The sequence below is a fragment of the Amycolatopsis solani genome (genome assembly GCF_033441515.1).
GTDB classification, from domain to species: Bacteria; Actinomycetota; Actinomycetes; order Mycobacteriales; family Pseudonocardiaceae; genus Amycolatopsis; species Amycolatopsis solani.
On sequence record NZ_JAWQJT010000004.1, the window covers coordinates 154,615 to 166,751 of the forward strand.

The 12,137-nt window shown below is 71.1% G+C and carries 11 protein-coding genes; 1 reads left to right on the forward strand and 10 read right to left on the reverse strand.

Features of this window, described 5'->3' with window-relative positions; genetic code table 11:
- Window positions 1–8 precede the first annotated feature (8 nt).
- Window positions 9–1,385, reverse strand: a complete 1,377-nt coding sequence (locus SD460_RS44900) for a serine hydrolase domain-containing protein (protein ID WP_318307723.1) — start codon at window positions 1,383–1,385, stop codon at window positions 9–11.
- Between the two features lie 38 nt (window positions 1,386–1,423).
- Between SD460_RS44900 and SD460_RS44905 the strand changes: the two genes are divergently transcribed.
- Window positions 1,424–2,011 (forward strand): TetR/AcrR family transcriptional regulator C-terminal domain-containing protein, encoded by a 588-nt coding sequence (locus SD460_RS44905; RefSeq protein ID WP_318307724.1) that lies wholly within the window; start codon window positions 1,424–1,426, stop codon window positions 2,009–2,011.
- Between the two features lie 39 nt (window positions 2,012–2,050).
- Here SD460_RS44905 and SD460_RS44910 read toward each other — a convergent pair whose 3' ends face one another.
- From SD460_RS44910 to SD460_RS44950, 9 genes are all read right to left on the reverse strand, one after another.
- Window positions 2,051–3,820, reverse strand: coding sequence for an arabinofuranosyltransferase AftB family protein (locus SD460_RS44910; protein WP_318307725.1), 1,770 nt, complete (start codon window positions 3,818–3,820; stop codon window positions 2,051–2,053).
- 39 nt (window positions 3,821–3,859) lie between these two features.
- A complete protein-coding gene (locus SD460_RS44915) occupies window positions 3,860–4,816 on the reverse strand; it encodes a hypothetical protein (RefSeq protein WP_290051878.1) in 957 nt (318 codons plus the stop codon).
- Window positions 4,813–5,151, reverse strand: coding sequence for a PadR family transcriptional regulator (locus SD460_RS44920; protein ID WP_290051877.1), 339 nt, complete (start codon window positions 5,149–5,151; stop codon window positions 4,813–4,815). Before SD460_RS44920 ends, SD460_RS44915 begins: the two co-directional genes overlap by 4 nt.
- 130 nt (window positions 5,152–5,281) lie before the next feature.
- On the reverse strand, window positions 5,282–5,566 hold the full coding sequence (locus SD460_RS44925; RefSeq protein WP_290051876.1) for an STAS domain-containing protein: 285 nt from the start codon (window positions 5,564–5,566) through the stop codon (window positions 5,282–5,284).
- Complete coding sequence (locus tag SD460_RS44930; protein WP_290051957.1) at window positions 5,563–9,621, reverse strand: SpoIIE family protein phosphatase; 4,059 nt, start codon at window positions 9,619–9,621, stop codon at window positions 5,563–5,565. Before SD460_RS44930 ends, SD460_RS44925 begins: the two co-directional genes overlap by 4 nt.
- A gap of 166 nt (window positions 9,622–9,787) precedes the next feature.
- Window positions 9,788–10,072, reverse strand: a complete 285-nt coding sequence (locus SD460_RS44935) for a PRC-barrel domain-containing protein (RefSeq protein WP_290051875.1) — start codon at window positions 10,070–10,072, stop codon at window positions 9,788–9,790.
- A complete protein-coding gene (locus SD460_RS44940; protein WP_318307726.1) occupies window positions 10,059–10,442 on the reverse strand; it encodes a hypothetical protein in 384 nt (127 codons plus the stop codon). Before SD460_RS44940 ends, SD460_RS44935 begins: the two co-directional genes overlap by 14 nt.
- Window positions 10,439–11,665: an NRAMP family divalent metal transporter gene (locus tag SD460_RS44945; protein WP_318307727.1), complete on the reverse strand. Its 1,227-nt coding sequence runs from the start codon at window positions 11,663–11,665 to the stop codon at window positions 10,439–10,441. Before SD460_RS44945 ends, SD460_RS44940 begins: the two co-directional genes overlap by 4 nt.
- On the reverse strand, window positions 11,662–12,120 hold the full coding sequence (locus tag SD460_RS44950; RefSeq protein ID WP_290051872.1) for a hypothetical protein: 459 nt from the start codon (window positions 12,118–12,120) through the stop codon (window positions 11,662–11,664). Before SD460_RS44950 ends, SD460_RS44945 begins: the two co-directional genes overlap by 4 nt.
- Window positions 12,121–12,137: the final 17 nt, after the last annotated feature.

Sequence of the window (12,137 nt, forward strand, 5' to 3'; positions counted from 1 at the left end):
TGCCGCGCTCAGGCGATCTTCGGTGCGGCGCGCATGCCGATGTAGACGCAGGCGGTGCCGTCGACGAGGGTGGCGAACACGACCGGCATCCAGTCGTCGCTGAACGCGCCGTCCGCGCGGCCGGCGAACACCGTGTCCGATACGGCGACGAGGTCGGTCTCGATGGGTGGCGCGAGCTCGGCCATGCCGTCGACGAACGCGTACCGCAGATGGGGAAGGCCGTCGCGTTCGGAAACGGTGATCTCCACACCTTCCCGGCGGTAGACACCGGCGCGGTCGCCGAGCGCGACCGGCCGCGGCTGCGCCGGCGGCCCGAACGGTGCCGGCATCCGGATGCCGGCGAGTTCGCGCAGCAGTTCGCGGAACAGATCGGAGTACAGCCGGCGAGCGCCTCCGCCGTTGGTCAGCAGCACGACGGCGACGCCGGCCTCCGGTGCCACGCGGAGGAAGCCGTACTGGCCGATGGTCGCACCGTCGTGACCGAAACCGGGCGTACCGTCCCAGTCGTAAAGCGTCCAGCCCAATCCCCAGCCGTCGGAATCGACCGTCCACTTGTCGGGGCAGTCGGTCTCGCGGTGCCGCATCGCGGCGGCGGTTTCCCCGCGCAGCAACCGGGTTCCGTCCGGAGCGACGCCGCCGTCGAGATGCAGGCGGGCCAGGCTCAGGACATCGGCCGCGGTGGCGCACAGGACACCGCCGTACGGACCGGCCGAGCGCGGCAGCGGGTTCCACACCGGCGCCGGGTCGGGGTCGGCGCCCCCTTCGCCGAGGTGTCCCATCGCGGCGCGGAATCGCAGGACGTCCTCGGGCAGTGTCACCGTGCGGGTCAGGCCGAGAGGTGCGCAGAGCCTTTCCTGCAGCGCGTCGTCCCAGGTCCGGCCGGTGAGCACCTCGACGATCCGGCCGAGCACGTTGTAGCCGACGCTGCTGTAGGAGATCGCCGTCCCCGGTGGGCAGTCGAGCGGGACATCGCCGGCGGCCTCGACGTAGGCGGCGAGGCAGTCGTCGCCGCGCCCGGTGTCGCGGGTGAAGTCACAGGTGAGCCCGCTGGTGTGGGACAGCAGCTGACGCGCGGTGATCGTCTTCGACGCGGCCGGGTCGGCGACGGTGAAGTCCGGCAGGACGTCGCGGACCGGGGCGTCGAGATCGAGCTTGCCTTCTTCGGCCAGCTGCATGACGAGCGTCGCGGTGTGGATCTTGGTGATGGAGCCGACCTGGAACACCGAGTCGGTCGTCGCCGCCACGCCGGTCCCCCGGTGCAACACCCCGGTCGCGAGTTCGTGCACCTCACCGCCGGCGAGCACCGCGAGGGTCGCGCCGGGGACGTGGTGGGCACTGCGCAGCTCGTCGAAGCGGCGCTGCCAGTGGTCGTGGTCGAAGAACATGCTCACTCCTGGACGCCCAGGGGCCCGAGGCGCTGAGCATGCGGACGCTGGGCGCGCGACTGGGCGCCGCCGCCACGTCGCTGTACCGCCACGTGGCCAACAAGGACGAGCTGCTGGAGCTGGTCGTCGACGAGGTCTACGGCCAGATCGAAGTCCCGGACATCCACCAGGGAGACTGGCGGCACGCGGTGACGACGTGCGCAGCAAGCGCACGGGCGGTCCTGCTGCGGCACCCGTGGATCGCATCGGTGCTCGGCCAGGCCGGCCTGGCACACCTGGGGCCGAACGTGATGCGGCTGAACGAGCGGATGCTGGCCCTGTTCGAGGAAACCGGGTGCACACTGGCCGAGGCGGACGACGCCTTGAGCGCGGTGATGGCCTACGTGATCGGCACGGCGACCACGGAAGCCGCATGGCTCACCACAGTGGCTCGCAGCGGCCGCCCGGAACAGGAATGGGTCGACCGGCTGCAGCCGGCGTTGACGGAGGCGACGAAGCCGTACCCGCGGTTGCACGCACTCGCCACCACCGATCGCGGCGACGTCGAAGAGACCCGTGGTGACAGTTTCCACTACGGACTGGACCGCATGCTGGACGGCTTGACCGCCCACCTCACCAGGCGGTGACGCTGCCTCAGGGTGGTTGCCGGGCGGTCCTTCTTCGACTCAGGGTCGTCCGCAGAATTTGCGCTCGGCTTCGAAGGGATCCGGGGGAATGGTGACCTGGGTCCGGTGCCACGCGCCGGTCAGGTTGTCCCAGAAACGCTTGAACGTCAGCGGTTCCCGGGTCGAACGTCGGATTTCCGCGAGGTCGCCGCAGCCGAGTGCGTGCCGGGCGGCGGCCACCTGTGCGGGCGTGACCTCGTCGCGGAAGGCGAAGTTGCCCGCGGGCGAGACCGGTGCCTCCGGGGCCGCGTAGTCGGCGACGAGCCAGGTGTTGCTCAACGGCTTCGCATGGCCGGGTTTGCCCTCCGGGAAGGCGAGCCGGGCACCGATCGGGTTGCTCAGCCCCCAGAAGTCGACGATCCCGACGTCGACGGGTGCCAGCATGCCGACCGTGCCGAGGTACACGCCGAGCACCGCCGCCCTCCCCGGCAGGTCCGCGCGCAACGGGGCGGTGATGATCTCGTCGTGCGGTCCCTGGTAGATGAGCAGCCGCCTGCCGGAGTTCACCGCGTCGGCCACCGCGTCTTGGAGGTTCCGCTGTCTCGGCGTGAAGTCCGCGGAAGTCGTCGGGTACTCGCTGCCGGTCCACGCGCGGTAGTAGGCGCGTTCGTCGTCGATCGAGCGCACCGCGTCGGGCGCCTCCCGGTAGCGGGCCAGCCCGGCGCACAGCGGCGCCCACACCACGACAACCAGCGTGAGCACCCCCGTGGTCCGCGAACGCGGGATCACCAGGACCGGCAGCAGCACGAGGAACAGCGACGGCAGCACCATGCGCGCGTGCATGTAGTCGCCACCGACCTTCAGCACGTACCCCAGGAGCAGCAGGCCCGCCACCACCGGGGTCAGCGTCACCAGCAGGCCGGTCCGGTCCGCACGCGTCCGCCGCAGGAGCCACGCGAGCAAGACCGTGACCGGCACCAGCGGGATCCACAGCAGGTAGGGGTCCGCGAAGTCGGCGAGGTAGGTGAACCCGCGGGCCCACCTCGACGCGTCGGCGTTCTTCGTGATCGCGGGCATCGGGACGAGGATGCCGTAGTAGCCCATGCGGAAGATCTCGTAACCCAGCGGCAGCGCGGCCGCCGCCCCGGCCGCCGCGAGCGTCACCCGTGGGCCCGGCCGCACCAGCAGCCACAGCGCGACGAGGAACACCGCGGCGACCAGCGCCTGTTCCGGCCGGACGAGCGGGCCGAGCCCGATGACCAGTGCCGCGCCGGCGATCGCCTTGCCCGACGTGTTTTCCCGCAGCCGCACCAGAAGCCACCAGCACGCCGCCATCCAGAACGTGTTGAGCCCGGTCTCCAGGCCCGACGTCGCGTACTGCCAGACCGGGTGCAGCGCGAGCAGGACGAGGACGCCGGCAGGCAGCAGCCAGGTACCGGGCCGGCCGTGCAGGCGCCGGGTCGCGGCCACCGCGACGGCGAATCCGCCCGCGGTGAGCGCCAGGCCGAGCACCCAGGAGATCGCCGAGGTATCGGTGTTCCCCGAAACGAATCCGGCGAGCGCGAGCAGCCATTGCCAGAGCGCGCTCGTGGATGCTTCCGCGCGTTCTCCCACGGAATGGACCGGGCCGTTCCCGGACAGGATCTGCGCGACGATCCGGGTGAAGATCAGCGCGTCGTCGCAGATCCAGCGAGTCAGGTAGCCCAGTACCGCGATGATCAGCGCGGTGACCTGCGCAAGCAGGCCGTTCCAGCGAATTCTCGCCCGCGACCGTGGTACGTCGAGCGACGGCAAAAGGGCGCGCGAGGGCGCGACAGGAATGGTGTCCACAAGAAATCCTTGTCCGGGAACAGAAGGTATCGAGAAGTCTCAGTGATTCACGACGGTCCGGCGGTAGTCACGGATTCCGATGACGGTCAGGGCCACCACCACCAGCCCGGCCAGACTGACTTGGGCGATCACAAGCACGTCGAAAGGGAAATGGAACGCGCGCTTCTCCACCAGGGTCTGCGCCACCACCAGCGCGAGGCACACGGCCAGCGCCAGTGTCGACGCCGCCGCGCGCTGTTCGGTGCGGCGCCGGAGCAGCAGGTATCCGGCACCGGCCACCGTGCACAGCCAGAGGAGCGGGGACAGCCCGGCAAGCCTGCCGACGCCGTGCGCGAAGGCGTACTCGGCTGTCACGGCGGCGACCAGGCTTCCGCCGATCGCCCACCACCACGGGCGCGCCGGCGGCAGCGGGGCGTCGGCGTGGAAGGCCAGCAGCAACAGCACCAGCGGAAGCCACTGCGGGGCGTAGTTCACGACCAGATCCGGGCCGAGACTGAGCGAGTACCTGGTCAAGCCCCAGAGCGCCCCGGCGGCCAGAATCGCCCCGGCGGCGATCCGCGCCGCGCGACGCCACCCGTCCACCAGCAGAGCAAGCGGGACCAGGCCGGCCGCCAGCAGGACAAGGTGCCTGATCAGGTAGGACCTCAGCGCGGAGTGCATGAGCGGCGACAGCTCGTCGCCAGGGTGCTCGAGCACGAGCCGGAGCTCGTTGCCGACGTAGGCCGCGGACTTGAGCGCACCCCAGAGCAGGCCGAGGAGCACACCCGCCCGCACCAGGTCACCCAGTGCGACCGTCCGGGCAGGTGCCGCCCGGCCCGCGAGCCGCGTCCGCACACCCAGTGCCAGCAGGGCCCACAGCTCGGACCAGAGTGCCGCGCGGGCCCGCTCGCCGTGCAGGTCGAGCAGGGTGCCGACCATCTCGTCGCCGCGTTCGGCGCGATACCAGGCCGGGAGCACCCGCACCAGCTTGCGGTACTGGGTCTCGGCGTCGATCATGCCCGCAGCTCCCCCACCTGGGGCCACTGGCCACGGGCCCGCAGCACCCGGCTGGCGGTGTCGACGTTCGCGGCCAGCCGCCGGGTCTGATCGGCCAGGGCCGTGCTGCCCGCCCCGGTCAGCCGGTAGTAGCGCCGCAGCCTGCCCTGGTGGATCTCCTCCCGGTCGTGCTCGGCCCAGCCGTCGGCGACCAGCCGGTCCAGCACGCCGTAGAGGGTGCCGACCCGCAGTCGCACCCGCCCCTCGGACAGCTCCTGCACCCGCTGGACGACTCCGTACCCGTGCCGCGGCTCGTCCGCCAGCGCGATCAGCACCAGGAAGGTCTGTTCGGACATGCTCCGCTCTGCCATGGGTCTATATATATCAGAAGACGATATATAGCGGGCAGCGTTGCGTCGCCGTTCGCGAAATTTCCGACGTCCGCCCGCCGACACTCGCTACGGCCGGTCCAGCACGATCGGCCGGCTATTCGACGTGGACCAGCGGGATCAGGCCGCTGACGGTGAGCACCGGTTCGAGCACCGGGTTGATGAGGAGGCTCACCTGGTCGACGTGGGCGAAGAGGGCGTTGATCCCACTGCTGTCGAGGTAGTCCACCGCTCGCAGGTCGACGACGAGGGGGCCGTCGGCCGTGGCATCGTCGAGTGCGCGGCTGAAGTCGGCGATGTTGCTGAGGTCGATCTCGCCGGTCGCGGTCAGCACGCGGTTGCCGTCGTCGCGGCGGGAGGTTTCCAGGGCGAGCGGTGTCATACCGGGATCCTCGCGTGCAAGTGGACGGCCGTGCCGCCGGTGGTCGGGTGAACGCTGACCTCGCTCACCAGTTCCCGCATCAAGGTCATGCCACGACCGCGCCGGGAGTTCTCGCTCGGCTGCGGGGCCTTCCAGGTGCCGGAGTCGGTGACGGTCACGTGCACCTGGTCGGCCAGGGCGATCGCGCTCAGCCGGATGGGATCTCCGGGGGTGTCCCGATGGCCGTGTTCGATGGCGTTCGCCACCGCCTCGCCGACGGCGACCAGGACGTTCTGGATCTGTTCCGCGTCCAGGCCGCACCGGTCGAGCCAGCCGCGCAGGGCCCGGCGGGTGGGGGCCAGCTGGCCGGCGTCGGCCGGGAAGCCGATGTCCAGCGGGCCGGGCTGGCGGTAGAGGAGCACGGCGACGTCGTCCTCGTAGCCCGCCGCGGGCGCCAGCCCGGTCATGAGCTTGTCGGCGAGTTCGTCGGGCGTCGTGGTGGAGCTGTTCTCCAGAAGCTCGGCGGCACGGGAGATGCCCTCGTCGAGCGGGCGGCGCCGACGTTCCACCAGGCCATCGGTGTAGAGCAACAGGGTGCCGCGCGGCGGGATCACGATCCGGGCCTCGGGCCGAGCCACGTCGGCGCGCACGCCCAGCGGGACGGAGTGGCCGTCCTCCAGCAGCTGGGTGGTGCGGTCGGCGTGGACCAGGACCGGTGGCGGGTGGCCAGCGCTGGAGTAGGCCAGCTCGCCGGTTTCCGGGGTGAGCACCGCGCACAGGGCCGTGGTGCACGTGGCGCCGGGCAGCCTCGCGGCGAACCGGTCCAGCGCGGCCAAGGCCGCGGCCGGGGTCGAGTGCTCGAGCAGCAGGGCGCGGCAGGCGCTGCGCAGCTGTCCCATGACGGTGGCGGCGGCCAGGCCGTGCCCCACGCAGTCACCGACGACCAGGGCGATGCGTCCGTCATCGAGGTCGACCACGTCGTACCAGTCGCCGCCGACCTGCAGGGGACGGGTGGCCGGCTGGTACCGCACGGCGAAAGCACCCGGTAGGTTCTGCGGGCCCAGGATGGCGTGCTGCAGCGCCAGTGCGGTTTCCCGCTGCTGGTCGTGCTGGTGAACACGCGAGAGGCCCTGGCCGAGCCGTCCGGCGAGCACCGTCAGCAACGTCTCGTCTTCCGAGGTGAACCGCCGCCGCTCGGCCAGCTCCAGCCACAGGACCAGCACCCCGGCGGGATGCTGCAGCGCGACGCCGACGGCCCCGGGATCACCGGTGGCGGGGATGAGCGGGTCACCGGTGCGCAACGCTTCGATCGTCTGCCGCACCTCGGGCGGCAGCTGTGTCCACTGCCGCGGCTCACCGGCGCACACCAGCTGTGGCTCAGCCAGCGCGGGGAAGGTCACGGCGAGGACCCGTCGCGCCTTCCACACGCGGCGCAACTCCTCGACCGACGCCGTCACCGCCTCGGCCACGGTGTCGGCTTGGGCGAGCTGCTGGCTGAGCGTGGCCAGCGCGGCCTGGCGCTGCACGGTGTAGTGCTCGCCGGTGACGTCGCGGAAGGTGCCCACCGTGACCTGGCGGCCGGTTTCCGGGTCGTCGACGTGGTTGAAGCTGGCCGTGACCCACACCCGGTGCCCGTCGCGATGGGTGACCGGAACGGTGTAGCTGCCCTGCGGATCGCCCAGCAGCACGGCGAACGCCTCAGCGGTCTGCTCGTGGGCATCGGGGTCGGTGGCGGCGTCCGGCCACCAGGGGTGGAGCGGCTCGTAGGGCAGACCCTCCGGACCGAACCCGAGGATGTCGGTGAACGTCGCGTTGATCTCGACGACCGAGCCGTGCTCGTCGCAGACGAAGAACGCCTCTTGCAGCGAATCCACCAACGCGGTGCGCCAGCGGGCGTGGTGATTGCGCAGGCGCGCGAGTTCGACGTTCGCCCGCACCCGGGCCAGCAGTTCGGCGGCGGCGAACGGCTTGACCAGGTAGTCGTCGGCCCCGGCCTGCAGTCCTTCGATGGCGGCTTCCTGCCCGGCACGAGCCGACAGCAGCAGAACGGGCACCGCCGCCGTGCGCGCGTCCCCGCGCAGCTCGGCCACCAGGGCGAGGCCGTCCAGGCCCGGCATCATCACGTCGCTGATCACCAGATCCGGCGGATCCGTGCGGGCCGCCTCGAGCGCCTTCCTGCCGTCGACAGCGGTGGTGACGACGTAATCGGCGTCCCGCAACAGGCGGGTCAGGTACTCACGCATGTCGGCGTTGTCGTCGGCGACGAGGACCCGCGCGGGAACGGCGGCGCTGATTTCCGCCGGGCGCGGCGCGTTGTCCGCGTGGGCTTCGTCCGGGAGCCAGCGCAGGGCTTCCTGGACGTACTGCTCGGCGACGGGAGAGGGGGCGGCGTGGGTCGCGGCCGGCGCGAGCGCCTCGGCGGGCAAGTGGGCGGCGCCGAAGGGGAGGCGGACGACGAACGCGGTGCCTGCGCCTTCGGTGCTCTCGGCGGCGATGGTGCCCCCGTGCAACTCGACCAGCTCCCGGACCAGCGCCAGCCCGATACCGCTGCCCTCACCGGAACGGGCGCGGGTGTTCTCGATGCGGTGGAACCGCTCGAACAGGCGCGGCATCTCCGCGGCGGGCACGCCGACGCCGGTGTCGGTGACGGTGACGACCGCGCGTTCGTCGTCACGCCCGACGGTGACGGTGATGGCGCCGTCGAAGGTGAACTTGAGGGCGTTGCTGAGCAGGTTGAAGACCACCTGCTCCCACATGCCGCGGTCCAGGTGCACCGGCTCACGCAGAGGCGGGCAATCGACGGTGAACGTCAGCCCGGCTCTCTCGACGGCCGACCGGAACACGCTGGCCAGCTCGGCGGTGACCGCGGCCAGGTCGACCGGTTCGTACCTGGCTCGCATGCGGCCGGCTTCGATCCGGGAGAAGTCCAGCAGGGTGTTGACCAGCTTGCTCAGCCGCAGGCTGTTGCGGTGCACGACCTCGAGCTCTTCGCGGTCCCGCGCGTCCGCCTCGGCCCAGCGGCCACGCAGCTCCTGGACCGGCCCCAGGATCAGCGTCAACGGCGTCCGGAATTCGTGGCTGATGTTGGAGAAGAACGTCGTCTTCGCCCGGTCCAGCTCCGCCAGTTCTTCCGCCCGGCGCTGCTGGGCCTGGTAGCTGCGGGCGCTGGCGATGCCCGCGGCGATGTGCCCGGCCACCAGGTCGATGAAGCCGCGGTAGCCGTCGTCCAGTTCGCGGTAGCGGTTCAACGCCGCCACCAGGAATCCGTACGGGGTGCTGCCCTGCTGCCGCAGGGGCACGACCAGGGCGCGGTCGGGCGGCTCCGGCCACGAGCCCGTCGGCAGCTCCGGCAAGACCGCGCTGTCCAGCTCGACCACCACCGCCTCTCCCCCGGCCACGGCATCCACCGGCCAGGCGGTGGCCGCGGGCTCGACCTCGACGCCGGTCGTCGCGACGAGCACGGCGCCCGCGCGATCGAAGAGGTAGGTCAGGGTGAACGGGAGGTCACGCAGGTCCTGGCCGAGTTGCCGGCCGGCGAAGGCGAGCACCTGCTGTTCGGTCTGCACGACGCTCGGGTCCGAGCCGAGGTCCCGCAGCATCGCCATCCGGCGCTCGCCGATGACCCGCTCGGTCTCTTCGGTGACGACGCAGAGCATGCCGACCACCTGGCCGGTGTCGTCGCGCAAGGGACTGTAGGAGAACGTGTGGTAGGTCTCCTCCGGGTAGCCCGAGCGCTCCAGGAACAGCAGCAACGCCTCGTCCCAGGTCGCCTTGCCGGTGGAGAGCACCGTCTGGATCCGGGGACCGATGTCGTCCCAGATCTCCGCCCACACCTCGCTCGCCGGCCGGCCCAGCGCCCACGGGTACTTCCGGCCCAGGGTGTCCCGGCGATAGGCGGCGTTGCAGAAGAACGTCAGCTCCGGGCCCCAGGCCATCCACATCGAGAACCGTGACGACAACAGGATGCTCACCGCGGTCCGCAGGCTCTGCGGCCAGCCCGCCGGTACGCCCAGCGGTGTCGACGTCCAATCCACCCGCGCCAGGTCGCCCCCGACTTCGTCGTCGGCGGCGAACACCTCGCTCAACGGACTGCCTCCAGCAGCTTCAGGCCTCTCATGATCACCTGCCGGGCGTCGGCATCCTGCCGCGATTCACCGGCCGGGGCAGGGACCCGAAGGTGTTCGGAGCCGCCGGGCTTCCGCCGCTGCTGGTCGTGCGCCGCGGTCGGGGCACCTGTCGAACTCACGCGCCCCCACCGGCCGCTCCGGCGTCCAAGCTCAGGTCGGTCCACGGGACCTCTCGCAGGTCCCCGTGCACCCACCGGGCGATCCGGTCGATCAGCCACGGCCGGCTCATCTCCTCCCGCCCGTAGCCGAGCAAGCGGACACGCCGGCCAGGAGCGATCAGCGCCGCCCGGATCACCGGCGTACCGGCGCTGTCCACGTCGGTGATCAGGTCGGCGATCCGCCCGAGCCGCCGCCCCCGTGCGTCGTAGGCGGTCGCACCCAGCACCTCACTTGCGCGCATCACGAGCTCCCGGAATCCGGCCGATCACGTGTTCCCGCAGCCACTTCTCCAGCGGCGGCTCGGTCAAGACCTCGGCACGCAACGAAAGGGTCAGGTGACTCCCGACAGCACCGACGTGCTCGAACGGGATCCGCAGCGGTGCCGGCGTTTTCTCCGCACGCAGCCGCGCAGCGACCGCGGCGAGCCAGCGGCCGAACCGGCCGCCGATCCGCCGTCCGAGGGCGACCTGGCCGACGAGCAGCGCGACCACCCGCACCCGCCCGTCCTCCCCCACGGCCAGCTCGACGTCGTCGACCTTGCCGACCTTCCGGCCCGCCAGATCGACGATCTGCCGGTCGAGGAGGTGGAAGTCGATCCTCAGCGTGGTCATTGGCCGGCTCCGGTGATGATCATCAGCGGGATCGCGGCGACCGCCGCGACCAGGATGACGCCCAGGTAGGTGACGCCCAGGACGTTGCGGATCCGGCCGTTGACCTGGTCGCCGAGGTAGTCGCGGTCATTCGCCACAACGAGGATCGGCAGGTACGTCAGGGGCAGGACCACCGCGGACAGCAGCAGCGTGTACTCGGTCAGCTGCACCGGGTCGATGGTGGTCAGCAAGAGCGCGGCGCCCAGCACGACGCTGACCAGCACGACGGTGTGGAACCGGGCCGCGCGGCGCGGGGCGACGCGTTTGCCCCACTCCCAGCCGAAGTACTGGGCGACGGTGTAGCCGGCGGACAGCCCGGTCTCCAGCGCCGCCCCGAACGTCGCGGCGAACACGCCAAGGATGACCACCGCCAAGCCGAGCTTGCCCAGCGCCAGCCCGACCGGCAGCGTCGTTTGAGTGATCGCGTCTACCTTCACCGAGGCCGGCTCGAACACGACCGCGGCGCACGCCATGATCGCCAGCGACAGCAGGCCGCCGAGTGGGAACCCGACGAACACGTTGACGCGCTCGGTGCCGAGGTCCTTGCGCGTCCAGTTCTCCTCCACTCCACCGGAGGAGAAGAAGAACACCTCGTACGGCGTCATCGCGGCCGCGAACAAGGCGACCGCGAAATACCCGTAGGTGGCCCAGTTCTCCGTCGGTGGCGGTCCCCCACCGACCTCACCGAGCAGGTCGGCCCACGGCACCGGCAGCGTCACCAGCGCGACGACGAACACGACCAACGCCAGGCCCAGCAGACCGAACACCCGCTCGAGGGTCTCGAACTTGGTGCGCCACAACACCACCCAGAGCACGACCGCCACGACCGGCACCCACAGCAGGTAGTGCACGCTGGTCGCCAGGTGCAGCGCGAGCGCCACCCCGCCGATCTCCGCGCCCAGCGTCAGCATCGTGACCAGATAGGACCCGACGAGGTTCACCAAGGCGATCCGCGGGCCCAGGCGTTCCCGGATCAGGTCGAACACCGGACGGCCGCTGACCGCGGCGATCCGGCCGGCCATGTCCGCGTACACGCAGATCCCGACGATGCCGACGATCACGACCCACGCGAGCCGCATGCCGAACCGGGCGCCGGTCTGGGAGTTCGCGACGAGGTCCCCGATGTCGACGAAACCACCGATCGCCGTGAGGATCCCCAAGGTGACGGCCAGGATCTTCTTCATCGGTGGCGCTCCAGGAAGCCGGCCAGGAGGTCACCGGTACCGCGCAGCTTCGCTGCCAACGCGCGTTCGGCGTCCGGCCCCGCATCAGCCGCCGTGCTCACGGCCGCTACTTCGGCCGCCGCGGCGCTCAGCACCGGCAGGCACTCGTCGTGCACAGCGAGGGCAGCGGCATCCGGCACCTCTTCGCTGGTGAAGTCGCTGGTCGCCGTGGCCAGGGTGTCGCGGGCTTGCCACAGCACCGCCGACCGGTACGGCGGGAGCACGTTTCCCTCGGCGTCGGCCGTCACCACCAGCTCGGCGGTCCGGACCTGCGACAGCGCTTTTTCGGCCGCCGACAGGGCGAAATCCCGGTAGTCGTCGGACGAAGCAGGCAGAACGGACGGGACGACAACCGCGGCGAGCACGACCGCGGCAAGTCCTCCCCACACCGCGATTTTCGCCGTTCTACCGCGCACCGAATCACCGTAGTCCC